The organism is Bacillus sp. X1(2014), from assembly GCF_007678255.1.
This window is the reverse complement of the sequence record NZ_VEED01000004.1, coordinates 172,103-187,251: the sequence shown is the minus strand read 5'-3', so window position 1 is coordinate 187,251 and position 15,149 is coordinate 172,103. Positions and strand designations below refer to the sequence as shown.

Sequence of the window (15,149 nt, the reverse complement as noted above, 5' to 3'; positions counted from 1 at the left end):
ATGAGAATAGAAAATAAGGAATTATATTATGAAGGTTTAGTAACAAGAGCAAGCCAAGAACTTACTGGTATGGAACAGCAACTAGCACTCTTGATTCTAAAATTAGAGAATGCAACCTACCTGGTAAGAGAATCAAATCAACAAGAAATCATTAAAATCATCCTTGAACAAGAAAATCTCAAGGATCCCATCATCTACCAGCCGCTAGTCAAAATTGCCCACACCTTACTTGGGAATAGGTATGGGACAATTTTTCAATATATCGTGAACCATAAGTGTGAATATCCATATAGCGAAGGATTTGATCGACGGCCATTTCGGACGAAAAATCTCAAGTTTCACCATAATGGATTAATCGATAGTTTCTTATACCTTGCAGACCTGGGTTTCGAAGAGTTTTCAATTATTGAATATCTAACAACTCAAGACAATTTATCCATATATAACCCTGTAATCGGCGATGTAATTGCTTATGAAATCGATCAAAAAAATCAACAGGTAATCCAAGCCTTAAGAGAAATTATTTTCGGAGAAAATAATGGTGAATTGTTAAACTATGAGATAATTAAGGGTATTTTTAAAAGTCATAATGTAGAAGAATACAAAATGCTTGGCGATTTATTACTCGCCGCCCGTCTCCAAGAGGGATTACGTCAAAGTATTGTCGAAAATATGGATGAAGGTACATTAGAAGCGACTAAGTACATGTTAAACATCATACTCGACAACGATCTTATTCGTTATAGTTCCGTTATTCGGGCCCTTGACGTTTGGACCGGACTGGACCTGCATGTTTCCAATACAAGAGTCGCTAAACAATCACTTGAATATGTGGCTGCTTCGTTAAGTGATCCACAGTTACGGGTACAAGGTCTGCAAAGTGAAAATCTAAATACACTTTATATTAGTCTTTGGGCAACGGCTGCTCATGAAGAGGACGATGTAAAAGCCGAGATCCGCTTTCTGATGGAAAATGGAGCAACCTATCAAAAGGTAATGGCCCAATACTTTTTAACACAAAGTCAAAATTGGAAACTGAGATTCGAGTTATCCTATCCCTATTTACATGAAACGAACTTGGAACTGCAATATTATTTGCTCGCAAACTATGTATATGAATATATGGTCAATTGGTCGTATGACTCTGAAAATAGGGAAGGCACACTTTCAGTTCATCATGTCCCAGTTTTAGAGAACAAGCATGAACGCTCTCGTCATTTTGAGTTGTTTAAAAACATGTTTCTCCAAATGCCAAAACGAGAGGTATCCATTGAATCTAAAGCGATCAAAGGGCAAACGATCACCTTTTCAACTAACGATATAGCCAGAAAATTGATGTTTCTGACTGCCTATGACTTGGATAAGGAGTGGTTAAATCAAATAATAGAATGGAAGGACAAACTCAGTACGGAAATTAGAGAAGATCTCCTTTCATTTTTTATTAAAGATTACGTTGAGCCCGCCCAACGAGAGTTCCTTTTTGCAAGTCTTGCTGATAAAAGTGTAAATAATCGTGAAATCGCACTTCGGCACATTAAAAAAATCGGTCTTCTACCAGATGAGATCAAAAAAGTTGAAGCGATTCTAAAATTAAAAACGGGTGCATTACGACAAGGGGCCATTCAGATATTGCTAGGGCTTTCAAGGGATGAACTAGCTGAATCGATTGAGCGCTTATTAACCAGTAGAGCGGAGCTGCAACGTGTGGGTGCACTTGAAATCTTAACCGAAATTAATGACCAAGGAGAACGTGAACGGCTGGTTACCTTGTATAAAAATAAGATTGTTCAAATGAAAACAACCTCAAAAGAACAAATATTAATTGAAAAGTTGTTTTTACAAGAGGATTACAACCTTGGAAATGGGTTTGGATTATATGCCCCCAATCATCTAGTTAACCTCGAACTCGAGCATACTAAACTAGATTTAAATAACCTTTTCCATCTATCAACAGATAATAGTAAACAATTTCTTCAGGGTTTAGACGCTTTAATTCATGAACATCGTCAGGTCGAATATGAAGTCGAGTGGTTTGATGGCTCCAAGGACACCTTGCATATTGGCGAGGAATTAAGGTGCCCTTACCATGAGGGGGAACAACAGAAATTCGAGTCATTTCCATTAACCGAAGTTTGGCAGGAGTATTTTAATGGTCATGATGTATCGACATCAGCCCTTATTCAGACGGCATACTACCTCCAATCACACAGGATTTACACCTATTGCCACAATATGCTGGATGTATGGGACGTAATGGATTATCCGCGGGTTGAGGGCTGGAGGAAAACATTTTTAGAGCAAGTCTTGCCGATCGAACATATCGACGAAATGAATCATTTTATCGATGCCCTAAATTACCGGGATCAAGTAGAAACGCTGATTAATGCTTATTTTATTAGTCAGAATTCGAATCAATATTTCGAAATCATCAGTTCTGTATTAAATGATCTTGTGCATTCGATTCCAGTAGAGAGGCTCAAATCCGAATACAAGCTGCTAGATTTTCTCACCGAACCTTGGCTGGAATGGGCAGAACAATTTATCAGTGATGATGAGGATTTTGATGTTTATTTCAAACTTCATTATCAGTTATATATAATGACTAATTTTGAGAGTTTTCTCCCTTCGATTGAAGATTTAGCAAAAGCTTTTGATCGGAAACTTATCGATGAACAAGTTCTGTATCGAGAGCTGGTTGGACGAAAGGAGACCAGTAGAGACTATCTTTCAGAATTAACCAATCCCAAGGGGCATGTCTTAAAAAATTATCCAAACATGAAGTCGATAAAAGATCGAGTAGTTCAAAGGATTTTAGATATTGAGCTAAAACGAGGGGATCTCCAGACTGATGTAACCACCGTAGCTATGGGCATTGAACGTCATGAAGGAATAGAATCCTTTTATCAAATCCTAGCAGGACTTGATAAAGAATCGTTCGTGCGAGGTTATATTTATGGATACGGCAATGAACTCTCGAAGAAAGAAGTGTTCTCGCACCTATTAAAAACTAGTTATCCGAAAGAGGTAGAAAGTGACGAACAATTCCAGCAATTTTTAAAAGGAAAGAAGATCTCAGAAAAAAGGTTAGTAGAGGCAGCCATGTATGCCCCGCAATGGCTTAATCTTGTGTCTAAGTACTTAAATTGGGATGGTTTGAGGAGTGCCGCCTGGTATTTCCATGCTCATATTAATGAGACTTTTTCTGAGGAAAAAGAAACGATCGTCGCACATTATTCGCCGATTTCACCGCAAGAATTCCAGGATGGTGCCTTTGATATTGGATGGTTTAAGGATTCTTATCAGCAATTGGGAGAGGAACGTTTTCAAATTCTCTATCAATGTGCAAAATACATTTCGGCGGGTGCCAATCACCGCAGGTCACAACTGTTTGCCGACGCGGCCTTGGGGAAATTGGATCTTGAAGACACGGAAAAAGTCGTTCAGGAAAAAAGAACTAAGGATCAGGTGTTAAGTTATAGTTTGATTCCTGTGAAAAATGAACAAGATGTTCTAAACCGGTATGTATTCCTTCAAAAATTTTTACAGGAAAGTAAGAAGTTTGGTGCACAACGCCGAGCAAGCGAAGCAAAAACGGTCACGATTGCCCTAGATAACCTCGCTAGAAATGCAGGTTTCAAGGATGTGATAAGACTGAAGTGGGCGATGGAGGCAAAGAAAATGGAAGAGATTACCCCATATCTAGAGCCAAAAACGCTTGATGATTTAACCATACAATTAATGATTGATGCTAATGGACGTGCAGATATCCAAGTTTTGAAAGCTAATAAAGTTCTAAAATCTCTACCAGCTAAGTATAAGAAACACGAATATGTAGCTGTATTAAAAGAATATAAAGCCGATTTACGGGAGCAGTATAAACGAGCCAAAGAAGAATTAGAACGTTCGATGGAGAGAGGAAATAGCTTTGTTTTAGATGAAATTACCACGATGATGCGAAATCCGGTATTGGCACCATTGATGACTTCATTGGTATTAAAGGTAGAGAAACATCTAGGCTATTTTGAAGAGGGGGCTCTCATTGGGTTTGGACAGGTTAATAAGTATTTGATCCAGGACACCGATGAAATTTTCATCGCTCATCCAGTTCATCTCTTTGAAAGCGGGGTCTGGAGTGATTTTCAGCGGGATCTATTCGCACGGAAGGTAAAGCAGCCATTCAAACAGGTATTTCGAGAACTCTACTTACCGAATCAGGGCGAACTAGCTGCTGGAATGGGAACAGGGAGATACGCGGGTTACCAAATACAACCGCAGAAAACAGTAGCCTTATTAAAAAATCGCTTGTGGACGACTAGTTATGAAGTTGGATTACAAAAAGTCTATTTCAAAGAAAATATTATTGTACAACTTAATGCTTTAGCAGATTGGTTCTCTCCTTCGGATGTAGAGCATCCCACCTTGGAAACAGTGGAATTTTTCGACCGTCTGTCCTATCAGCCGCTTGAAATAAAAAATATTCCGAAGCTGATTTTCTCGGAAACCATGCGAGATATTGATTTAGTTGTCAGTATTGCTCATGTCGGTGGAGTTGACCCTGAAGCGAGTTTAACGACTATTGAAATGAGAAGGGTCATTGTTGCGGAGTCGGCTCGATTAATGAAATTGGAAAATGTAAGAATCGAGGGTAACTTTGCGCTGATCGAAGGAAGTCTGGGTGAATATAGCGTTCATCTAGGCAGTGCGAATGTGTATAAACAAGCCACAGGGGCTATTTATATCGTTCCGGTCCACTCGCAGCAGCGCGGACGAGTTTTCTTGCCTTTCATGGATGAAGATCCTAAAACCGCAGAAATTGTTTCAAAAGTGCTCATGTTAGCAGAGGATAAGAAAATCAAGGACCCGTTTATATTGGAACAGTTAAAAAACTAGCAAATTTTCGTTCAAATAACAGACCGCTGCTTTATTGGCAGCGGTCTAATTATGATTGATAAATGTTAGACAAAACGGGTCTGGTAATAAGGTTCATGAGATAGGCAGGGATCCTTGCGTTGGGATTTCTTTTTTTATTTAGGAAGGAAATAATGGTGTCAGCCTTTTTAATACCGACGCCATGGCCGTAAAATTGGTCATCAGCCATAAAAATCACATTTTCGGCACGCCAATGGGATTCATTGGGATTGACGTCTGGATTATTAAAATGCACGATGTCACCGGGTATGAAATCATCCCCATATTTTTGAGTAAGCCTTAAATCGTTATCAAATTGCCAATCAAATAAGAGAAGCCCATTAAAAAGAAGATCAAATTTTCTGCTTCCAATGGTATAAAGGGCAGCAAGATATAAGACAATCGCAATTCCTGTTGAACAATCAAACGCATAAAGCTTTCCATTCTTTAAGACATCAAGAATGGCCTCTGAGGGTCTTACATTTGGCTTTATGAGGAAACCGCCATTACTTAAACGAGTCCAATACTTTTTATTGCAAAAGGCATACTCAAAAGTCGTAAACTGTACCTTACTATTATTAAGGTCTCGTGCAGCTTTAAGCGTATTTGTTCTATACAACAGTTCAAATTTCAATTGGCTTATAGACTGGTACTGAAATATTTCATTTGATTTGTCCATTTTAGTAATGATGTCTTTCTGTTCTTTAGTTGTAAGGATGTCACTGAGATCGTCCACGTGAACGGTTTGCTGATTAATTTTAATCATCTATTCACCTGCTTTCCTTAAACAACAACTCCTTATAAAAAGTATGAAACTACCACACTAATGTTTACAACAATCAGAACAATTGATTTAGTTTGGATGTATTTTTTCAAAAAATTTTTGTATGTAAGCATGTCTTCGTCATTTTACTATTTTAAAATAATTTATATGGCTGATTTTTCTATGAAAATTTAGAGTTAAATTCAAATTTATGGCACCACAAGGAAAAAGGACTAGGGCAGATTACCTACAATATTTTACAAAATAAATAATAAATTCCTTGAATGCATTTGCATTGTAGATAAGCTTCTGTTATAGTTAGAGAGAATTATTTTTGTTTGTCGGTAAGGAATAAAAGGCGTAACTGCTTTTTGTCTGGAAGATTTGAACAAGGGTAGTAATTTTATTGTGTGCACAGCACACAGCAGGAGGATACAACAAATGGAACAAGGTAAAGTTAAATGGTTTAATGCAGAAAAAGGTTTTGGATTCATCGAGCGCGAAGCTGGAGACGACGTATTCGTACACTTCTCTGCTATCCAAGGCGAAGGTTTCAAATCTTTAGACGAAGGTCAATCAGTTACGTTTGAAGTAGAACAAGGCCAACGTGGACCACAAGCTACTAACGTACGTAAAGCATAATCTAAACCACATAAATGTACGGAAAAGGCTCTCTTATAGGGCCTTTTTTTATTTTCTTTAAAACAATGGGGGAAGGAGTGAACAGCCCTTTTCCCTTTTTTATTGTAATACTTTAAAATATAATGAAGCTAAGTACATAACGGAAGGAAGTGGCAGGATGATCATCCAGCGACCTCAATTGGAGCATTCCGAATTAACAAAGTATATTCCACCAAAAGGTGATTATGAAACGTTTCGTGACAACGACCATTATAAGGAGAAATTGAAGGAATGGGGATTATCCTCAGCGCGCGAAGCGAAAAAAGAGTTCTGGTACAAGGATCGAAATTATCAGCGCATGGTGACTATTAAAGGGTACGAAACTTATGGAAATGCGATAGACATTAATACCCTAGTGATTGAGTTCCAAGACGGAAATCTTACCTGTATCCACCCAGCTTATTTAAAAGAAATGCAGCAATCAAGTTTTGGAAAAGAAAGCTTATTAACTTTTGATGAAAAAGAAACGCCTGACAAAGATGGTTCTCCAGCTGAAGCAAATATACTATCAGAGGTCATGACAGAAGATACACCTGCAATGACCGAAGAACCAGCTAAAAAGGAGGCAGCATCGCAGCCTGCAAAAGCGAAGGAACCAAAACCGAAGAAAACAAAGGCTCCTAAACTTGATCTCCCGGTTGATAAGGTGCATTTTACTGCTAGCGTCAAACAATTCGCGCTCGTTTACAATCCATTTAATGAAGAAAATGATGAAGTGGTCGTCCTTGAAAATGTACAGATCGTCTCAGAGGAAAATCCTCTTGAAATCGGACTAGCCTGGTGCAGCCATAGTAAGACACTTAAAAAGTTTGAACTGGCTATCGGTGATTCCCTTGAATTTGATGGGAAAGTGGCTGCTAAGAAACTAGGAAAAGGAAAAGATGTAGAAGAAGAATTCTTAGTGGATGTTCCTGTTTTGTATAAAGTCAATAATCCATCGAAAATCGTAAAAAAATAGGACTCTCTTTCTGGAGGTCCTATTTTTATTTTCCTTCTTTTTTGAAGTAGGGACGAAATACAAAGGAAAATGGCGAAAAGGGTAGGAAGAGTTGAATAGTAGCGATTTCATCAAATTTCACAAATTGTTCACATTCCTATATACTATGTTCTGTTGACAACGGACCCGACTTTCATGAGAGTTGAAAGTCATCTAAACAAGTATGTGAAAATGGTTGTGCTAATACTGTAGAAATAAATACAGATAAACAAAGGGAGAGGTGCAAAGTTTGATTCTAAGTAAAATTAAATATTCATGGTTTGGAAATACCAAAGGCGATTTATTAGCAGGTATTGTTGTCGCTCTTGCGCTGGTTCCAGAAGCGATTTCATTTTCGATCATTGCTGGTGTTGACCCCATGGTTGGGTTATATGCATCGATTTGTATTGCAATAACCATCGCGTTTGTCGGCGGAAGACCAGGGATGATATCAGCTGCAACGGGTGCGACCGCCTTATTAATGGTGAATTTAGTGAAAGATCATGGGCTGCAATATTTATTGGCAGCAACGATTCTAACGGGTGTTATCCAAATCATTATGGGGACTTTAAAGCTGGGGCGGTTAATGAAATTTGTACCGCGTTCCGTCATGACTGGCTTTGTTAATGCTCTAGCAATTCTTATTTTTGCGGCACAATTACCTCATTTTGTCGGGGAATCCTGGCAAATGTATGCCATGGTTGCAGGTTCGCTTGCAATTATTTATATTTTACCCCGTTTTACGAAAGCCGTCCCTTCACCATTAGTTGCGATTATCGTAATTACAGCGATTGCTGTTTTTTCAGGCAGTGATGTTCGTACTGTCGGGGACATGGGAAAATTAACATCCCAACTACCGGTATTTTTGATTCCTGATATTCCTTTTAACTTTGAAACACTACAGATTATTTTCCCTTATTCATTATCAATCGCCATTGTTGGACTAGTGGAATCACTACTTACGGCAACAATTGTCGACGATCTGACAGATACAGAGAGTGACAAGAATAAAGAAGCAGTTGGACAAGGGATTGCCAATATTGTTTCCGCATTTTTTGGCGGTATGGCTGGCTGTGCGATGATCGGTCAGTCTGGCATAAATGTCAGGTCCGGCGGAAGGGGGAGATTATCCACTTTTGTCGCAGGTGCGTTTTTATTAATCTTGATTGTTTCATTAAGAGAATTCCTCATCCAAATTCCGATGGCCGCACTAGTGGGTGTCATGATCATGGTATCGATTGGAACCTTCGATTGGTCCTGCTTAAAGTCATTTAAAAAGGTGCCGATTACTGATAGCATTGTTATGATTGTGACGGTTCTAATTGTAATAGAGACTCATGACTTGTCCAAAGGGGTTTTAGCTGGAATTATCTTAAGTGCCATATTCTTTGCTTCCAAGATCTCAAAAATGAAAGTGACAGGTCTTTCAACAAAGGGATCGACTAAAAAAATATATCAGGTTTCCGGTCAACTTTTCTTTGCTTCCGTAACGGACTTTGTTAACAGTTTTGATTATAAAGAAAACGTTAGCGAAATTGACCTCGACCTTTCAAACGCCCATCTTTGGGATGAATCTGCTGTGGGGGCAATTGATAAAGTCGTCTTCAAGTACCATCAAAATGGAGTGAATGTAAATTTAATAGGCTTAAATTCTGAAAGCCATAAACTAATTGACAAACTCGCCGTTCACAACAAGCCGGGTGGACTTGGAAAAGTGGTTGGTCATTAAATAAATAAATATGACTTCATTTAATTATATCGGGGCTTGATTGTAAAAAAGGGAATTGCTGCGGCATTCCCTTTTTTTCGCTAAAAGGATATGTTTCTTTTAATCGCGCATTGCTCCTGCCTCTCGAGATGTCATTGCGCCTTGTCCTTCACTTACATCTTTTTTAATTTCTTGTTTTACTTTTTGTACATCAGTTCCTGCAAATTCGGGTTGCATAATGGAACCCAAATTCTCTTTTGCTTGTTGATCCTGTTGCATACAAGTCCTCCTCAATTTACGCTTTACCATCATATTTTTTACAACCACACGAATTTTATTTAAAGAAATAGGGCCGCCACGAATGTGTTATTAAAAAACATAGACTCTTTAATGGCTCTCCAAATTAAATGAGGAATATTCATCCAATATAGAGTATAATGAAGGTTCGGATTTTTATTTTTCAAGGAGAATCTATTTATGAAGCAAACCTTTAGCTTAAAGGAAAAAACAAAGCAAATATGTATCTTGTTAATTCCGATTTTAATTACACAGCTTGGCATGTTTTCGATGGTGTTTTTTAATACAATTATGTCGGGGAAGTACAACTCTACAGCGTTAGCAGGAGTGGCGATTGGCTCCTCCATTTGGAGTCCTATTTTCACAGGGATAAGCGGAATTCTCCTTGCTGTCTCACCCATTGCCGCACAACGCTTTGGGGAAAAGAAGAGCAATGAAGTCGCATCCGTTGTAAAGCATGGAATTTATCTCTCCATATTGATTGCGCTAGTGGTTATCCTCTTTGGCTTCTTTTTGTTAGACCCTATTTTAGATAAAATGAATTTGAATGCCGGTGTTCAAGAAACGGCTTTTCATTATCTAATCGGACTTAGCTATGGAATCCTGCCATTATTTATTTTTAATGTACTTCGATCATTTATCTATGCACTAGGCAAAACACGGGTCATCATGATTATTATGCTTTTGTCGTTGCCATTGAATTTCTTTTTAAATTATGTGTTCATTTTTGGAAACTTAGGCTTTCCTGAGCTTGGTGGGGCGGGGGCAGGTTACGCAACATCGATAACCTATTGGGGAATTATGGTGATGACTGTGTTTATCGTCAGAACCAAAGAACCATTCTCATCGTACTCGGTATTTGCCGATTTCAAAGAATTCTCGTGGGATAAATGTAAGGAGATATTAAAGATCGGTGTTCCGATGGGGCTTTCAACGTTCTTTGAAACAAGTATGTTCGCTGTAGTTACAATTCTATTAAGTAAGTTTAATGTTACCACCATTGCTGCTTATCAATCAGCACTAAATATCGTTTCCTTTTTGTATATGATACCGATTAGTATATCGACGGCACAAACGGTCCTTGTTGGGTATGAGGTTGGGGCTCGGCGCTATAAAGATGCGAAACAATACAGTTGGTTGGGGATATATCTAGCGATCTTGATTGCCGTTTTCACGGGATTATTTGTCGTGATTTTCCGCTATCAAGTTGCCGGTTTTTACTCGAATGAAACAGATGTTATTAATTTAACCGCCAATTTCTTAATCTTTGCGCTGTTTTTCCAAATTTGTGATGCCATACAGGCGACTGCACAAGCAGCCTTAAGAGGCTATAAAGATGTCAATCTAGCCTTTATTATGTCCTTAATCGCTTATTGGTTAATCTGTCTACCAGCAGGATACTTGCTTGCCCACTACACAAGTCTGGGAGCCAGAGGCTACTGGCTCGGTCTAACCATAGGACTCCTCGCCGCAGGAATAGCCCTATCCATCAGACTCACCTATATCCAAAAACGGAAATTTGTCAATAAAGCTGTTATGTAGTGGATATGGATATGGATGTTTTATTTATTGGTGTCAGGCACCACAAAAAGACAATTGGGTAATTATGTCCTCCGGGAGTGGACGATTTTCCGAAGTGAAGACAAAAAAGATCATGTAGAATTCCTACATGACCTTTTTTGTCTCTTTTTATGATTAGGATAACATAGAGAATGGTTACGTGACTGCAGATGAACGATTTCCACGATTAGGGTCACGTAGAGCCCGTCTACGTAACCGCATTTGTCCTTTTTCATCAATTAGAGTAACGTAGAAAGATTCGATAAGGAACCATTTTTCCACATTAGTATTATTTTCGAAACAAAACTATTAAGCATGTATATATAAATGACTTTCCAGCCAACGAGAATAGAATGAGTGAATTAAAAAGGATAAAAACGGCATACCTTCAAGGCCATTGCATTTTTTTTCTTTTTGTATTACGTTTTTTAACCAATCGCTTTACAATATAAATGCCTCCGATAATTGCAAATAAATTTAGTGGATCCCCAAGGTTTATATTCAAAGTGATATTATTATTTACTCTAACATCATTCTTATTGTTTTTTGAAACAGGTTTGTCCATTTCCGCCAAATTGTTTATTCCTCTCAAAAATAAACACCTCCTAATTAAATATAGTATTTCACCTTTTACAATATTACTCTTCATAGGGTAGTTTCTAGTATTTTACAAAAATAATGACGCCATTCTATAAGAATGGCGTCATGAAGAATATTAATATAATTTTTTTAGATTAAAAAGTTTAGAGAAGAAAGTTTGATTTTTATCCGTTATCTTTAATTCTTCCATAATTAGTTTTTCTTGATTGGTATTAATCCATTTTTGTAATTCTTGTTTGTCTTTACAAAGCGTATAATATGTTTCTCCACCTTTTCCAAGTGCGTTGACAACATATCTACAAGTGTTCGCCATAATGTCCACCTTTAAATATAAATTAGTTTCATATATGGATTATAACAGGCTTCAAAAAATAGTCCATCATTATTTTTTCCCATTTTTTTCAAATGAGTAAGACACTAAAAATGGAAAGTAGTGTCTCTTCAGTATTTGAAGGTAGTTAAACGTTTTCAATAGGATTTTGGATAAATGTCATCCGGCATGCATATTTATGGCAATCTAGCAAAAATAGAGACTGGATCCCCAGTCTCTATACAAGATATAACAGGTTTGTTACTTCACCCCGCCAGGGCCTACCCGACGACTTACTGTCTCGGTTTTAGATGGATCAGTCTCTGATGTACTAGTGAAAGTAAGGCTTGTTGGGACTGGCTCAGGGGAGGTTTTACTTGCGGACGGAATTTTGACGAAAACAGGTACAGTTATGGTTCTACCGGCTTCAACCTCAATTACATTATTCTGGAGCCTTAGTTCCCAACCTGCGTCTGTTTTGGCATTCAGGCGGATTAGGTCGGTCGCTGATCCAGTGTTTGTCACATTGAAATGATAAACAGCAATCCTGCCTGGTGCAGCTTTTTCCACCGTCCCAACGGCAGCGGTTACTCCACGTTTAAACGAACCAGCGCCATCCATATTTCGTACGGCTACTCGATAGGAAAGTGCGCCTTGTTTATCATACTTCTTTCCTAAAATATAAAAGTGAAGTCGGTTAGCTTCATCTTTGTATTCACTAACAACACCATCACCAGTTCCAGCTTTGAAAAGAGAGTCCGCTAGCTGTTGGAAATCACCGACAGACATCTTGGCAACGCTTCCATCCGGCCGCATGAAATCAACTTGATTAATATCTTCTTTATGTGAATCGACTACCCAGATATTTGGTGCGGACTCGCTGTTCTTTGTTTTGGCTAAAAGGACACCTGAATCAGGGACAAAGGAGTCAAAGCCTACCCGGTCAACTACTTCAACTGTGTAGTTATTGTACCATTTTGCACCCTTTTGCATATCGGCACGCCAATCGTCATTCAAGGAATTCACTGGTGTTAGATCCTCCATACTAATGTTAATACCGTGAATCGCAGAACGATTAAATTCACTGCCAGCTGGTACCTCACGGGCTAGAATATCAGTGAATACTGGACCTGTAGTTGCAAGTTCGTCCCGGTTTAGACTGAGGTACTGATCCGCTGATAGAAAGCCCTGTTTGATTTTATTACGAAGCATATGATGGGATGGGGCAGATGCACCTAAAGGTGATGGAACCATCCAACGAGTGTGAGGACCCCCAGGACCATTAAAGCTTCCGCGGCTCATTAATTCCCATGGTCCAGAGTAAGACCTAGAAACAGGAGTACCATATGGATTATTATAGTTATCACCAAGACTCATTATATGGCCGAACTCGTGAGCAAACGTACCCATTCCATCATTTTCACCTTGAATAGAGGTACCGCCGCCGGCACTTGACCAAATGCTTTTGGCAGCATACCAGGATGTCCATGGTACATAGCGGGTTTTGGCAGAGTTTGGCATTCCATCAACATTGGGGCCAAATGGTGCAGTTACGGAATCTTGGTTTTGAAACTTCATTTCGCCTAATTCTTGCCAAACACCTGATTCATCATAACCGGCATGGATGACAAATCTAAAGTCAAACGTTTCACCAGATGCAGCGATATCGGTTGAGGCTTTTTGAACAGCTTCACTCCTTAGATTTCTCGGCGTGGATCCCGGTGGCATATTTACTAGCTGTCCGAACTCATTTAGACCATATTCATATTCCATCCCATCCATTTTGTAGGGACCGAATGCTTTAAGCTCAATTTTCCATTTTCCGAACGAATTCTCTCTCCAATATTCATTTACGGTTCGATAGTTATTTAATGCAGAAGGTTTATTGAGGAAGTCTTCCCAGAACTTTGGAATCTGATCGCGTGCAATATTTCCAGTCCCGATCGGGTTACCGGCGATTTCTGATCCTTCGGGCTGGCTTAGAATAAATTCTCTATCTTGGAAGTCCACTATAATTAATGCACCCTTAATAACTCTTTCCGGCTCAATGTCTGATGTCTGCCAGTCGATTCCAGGTACGGGGCGGTAATCGCTCCATGCCATATCGCGGGGCAGGACCCAGGATTGTGAATCAACAGGTTCAGGGAATTCCGTTAATCCTGGTTTTTCTGCATATGCGGTTGTTGACACTGCTAATAGTATTAAACCTACCAAAAAGCTGAGAGACCTTTTAATTTGCCTCACAAAAACCAACCTCCTAAAGTGTATTTCTGTACAGGAAAATAATAGCATTATCTGATTATTTCGAATATAGAAATAAATATAATTATAAAAAAGAGGAATTAAGACATGGCAGATTGGTTTCCATTTAATAGATTCATAGGAAAATAAGTATAGTGGACCCGCCGGTCATGTGGAAACTTTGACCTACATAACAGAAAAGTAATTGTGAATGATTTTCTTTTGCTTTCCAAAATGGTCAAGTTTATATTTGAAATCACAAACATAAAGTAAGTTTAAATAAAAGAAAATTTTTTACCCCCGTATCTTTTCATCCAACTTAAAACGTTTATAGGGTAGAGAGTGCAAAAGGAGTGAAATCAATGTCACACAAGCTAAAAATTGACCTCATAGATGGAGAGCAAGAAATTGGGTTTGGGGAGGAATTTTGGATTGAGAATTATCCAAAACTTCGACGCTATTGTCACTTTCTCGCCCAAAATGGTTGGGATGGAGACGAAATCGCACAGGAGACGTTTATCAAGACTTTAAAATATCGAAGTGACAAGCAAAAGGTGACGACAGCATTAATAAATAAAATCGCCTATAATCATTGGGTGGATATGCTGCGAAAAAGAAAGAATGAAACCGTGCAAGCTGATCTTGAATTTGCCAATGATGCTTTCATTCATAAACTGGATGAGACAAGGGAAACAGTTAATCAACTCATGAAAAACTTCACACCCAACCAAGCAATCATCTTCTTGTTAAAAGAGGGGTTTCAATACCAACTGAAGGAAATCGCATCGATGTTAGATTCTACAGAAATGGCAGTGAAGGCCAATCTTCATCGCGCCAAAAAGCGGATGGAAAAGGCAAACGAAGAGAGGCAGTTTCATTCAGTAGATTTGTTTTGGAATGAGGAAGAAAAGGAGCATCTCTCAGACCTGTTTTATGAGGCATTGAAAAATCAAGATCCAACCATCCTCATTCAATCGATTCGTTCACGATCAACTAATAGTGAAGCCCCTAAGCTTGTTTTGGGTAAAATACGTACCAAACCAACTTTCACTCCTTCAAGCACTCTCTGTATGGCGGCCTAGCCAAATCGCTTTTAAGGAGGGAT

Annotated in this window: 11 protein-coding genes; 6 read left to right on the top strand and 5 right to left on the bottom strand. The window is 38.7% G+C overall.

All coding sequences use genetic code 11. The features are described 5' to 3' along the window. A complete protein-coding gene (locus FS608_RS10700; protein WP_144549773.1) occupies nucleotides 1-4,890 on the top strand; it encodes a DUF4132 domain-containing protein in 4,890 nt (1,629 codons plus the stop codon). Nucleotides 4,891-4,939: 49 nt separating this feature from the next. Here the strand turns inward: FS608_RS10700 and FS608_RS10695 are convergent, their stop codons facing one another. Continuing rightward, nucleotides 4,940-5,674 (bottom strand): protein-glutamine gamma-glutamyltransferase, encoded by a 735-nt coding sequence (locus FS608_RS10695; RefSeq protein ID WP_144549771.1) that lies wholly within the window; start codon nucleotides 5,672-5,674, stop codon nucleotides 4,940-4,942. A 438-nt stretch (nucleotides 5,675-6,112) separates the two neighbouring features. On the opposite strand from FS608_RS10695, the gene FS608_RS10690 reads away from it, so the two are divergent. From FS608_RS10690 to FS608_RS10680, 3 genes are all read left to right on the top strand, one after another. After that, complete coding sequence (locus FS608_RS10690) at nucleotides 6,113-6,313, top strand: cold-shock protein (protein ID WP_026567057.1); 201 nt, start codon at nucleotides 6,113-6,115, stop codon at nucleotides 6,311-6,313. 157 nt (nucleotides 6,314-6,470) lie between these two features. Then, nucleotides 6,471-7,310: a hypothetical protein gene (locus tag FS608_RS10685; RefSeq protein WP_144549769.1), complete on the top strand. Its 840-nt coding sequence runs from the start codon at nucleotides 6,471-6,473 to the stop codon at nucleotides 7,308-7,310. A 268-nt stretch (nucleotides 7,311-7,578) separates the two neighbouring features. Next, nucleotides 7,579-9,057 (top strand): SulP family inorganic anion transporter, encoded by a 1,479-nt coding sequence (locus FS608_RS10680; RefSeq protein ID WP_144549767.1) that lies wholly within the window; start codon nucleotides 7,579-7,581, stop codon nucleotides 9,055-9,057. A 99-nt stretch (nucleotides 9,058-9,156) separates the two neighbouring features. Here FS608_RS10680 and FS608_RS30180 read toward each other — a convergent pair whose 3' ends face one another. Beyond that, the gene (locus FS608_RS30180; protein WP_186328678.1) at nucleotides 9,157-9,315 is read right to left on the bottom strand and encodes a hypothetical protein; all 159 of its coding nucleotides are present in this window, start codon (nucleotides 9,313-9,315) and stop codon (nucleotides 9,157-9,159) included. 198 nt (nucleotides 9,316-9,513) lie between these two features. Here FS608_RS30180 and FS608_RS10675 point away from each other — a divergent pair, with 198 nt between their 5' ends. After that, nucleotides 9,514-10,875, top strand: a complete 1,362-nt coding sequence (locus FS608_RS10675; RefSeq protein ID WP_144549765.1) for an MATE family efflux transporter — start codon at nucleotides 9,514-9,516, stop codon at nucleotides 10,873-10,875. A 406-nt stretch (nucleotides 10,876-11,281) separates the two neighbouring features. On the opposite strand, the gene FS608_RS10670 is transcribed toward FS608_RS10675, so the two are convergent. The 3 genes from FS608_RS10670 to FS608_RS10660 all read right to left on the bottom strand — a co-directional run bounded on the left by FS608_RS10670 (nucleotide 11,282) and on the right by FS608_RS10660 (nucleotide 14,047). Further along, nucleotides 11,282-11,485 (bottom strand): hypothetical protein, encoded by a 204-nt coding sequence (locus tag FS608_RS10670; protein ID WP_144549763.1) that lies wholly within the window; start codon nucleotides 11,483-11,485, stop codon nucleotides 11,282-11,284. A gap of 123 nt (nucleotides 11,486-11,608) precedes the next feature. Further along, nucleotides 11,609-11,806, bottom strand: a complete 198-nt coding sequence (locus FS608_RS10665) for a hypothetical protein (protein WP_098575398.1) — start codon at nucleotides 11,804-11,806, stop codon at nucleotides 11,609-11,611. A 258-nt stretch (nucleotides 11,807-12,064) separates the two neighbouring features. Beyond that, entirely contained in the window at nucleotides 12,065-14,047 is a 1,983-nt protein-coding gene (locus FS608_RS10660) for a M6 family metalloprotease domain-containing protein (protein WP_144549761.1), read from the bottom strand. A gap of 359 nt (nucleotides 14,048-14,406) precedes the next feature. Between FS608_RS10660 and FS608_RS10655 the strand changes: the two genes are divergently transcribed. Beyond that, on the top strand, nucleotides 14,407-15,126 hold the full coding sequence (locus FS608_RS10655) for a sigma-70 family RNA polymerase sigma factor (RefSeq protein WP_144549759.1): 720 nt from the start codon (nucleotides 14,407-14,409) through the stop codon (nucleotides 15,124-15,126). Nucleotides 15,127-15,149 lie beyond the last annotated feature (23 nt).

Excerpts from the sequence above, each read along its gene's own strand:
- FS608_RS10690 (WP_026567057.1), top strand. The coding sequence starts at position 6,113 with ATGGAACAAGGTAAAGTTAAATGGTTTAATGCAGAAAAAGGTTTTGGA.
- FS608_RS10685 (WP_144549769.1), top strand. The coding sequence starts at position 6,471 with ATGATCATCCAGCGACCTCAATTGGAGCATTCCGAATTAACAAAGTAT.
- FS608_RS10675 (WP_144549765.1), top strand. The coding sequence starts at position 9,514 with ATGAAGCAAACCTTTAGCTTAAAGGAAAAAACAAAGCAAATATGTATC.
- FS608_RS10695 (WP_144549771.1), bottom strand. The coding sequence starts at position 5,674 with ATGATTAAAATTAATCAGCAAACCGTTCACGTGGACGATCTCAGTGAC.
- FS608_RS10655 (WP_144549759.1), top strand. The coding sequence starts at position 14,407 with ATGTCACACAAGCTAAAAATTGACCTCATAGATGGAGAGCAAGAAATT.
- FS608_RS10665 (WP_098575398.1), bottom strand. The coding sequence starts at position 11,806 with ATGGCGAACACTTGTAGATATGTTGTCAACGCACTTGGAAAAGGTGGA.
- FS608_RS10700 (WP_144549773.1), top strand. The coding sequence starts at position 1 with ATGAGAATAGAAAATAAGGAATTATATTATGAAGGTTTAGTAACAAGA.
- FS608_RS30180 (WP_186328678.1), bottom strand. The coding sequence starts at position 9,315 with ATGCAACAGGATCAACAAGCAAAAGAGAATTTGGGTTCCATTATGCAA.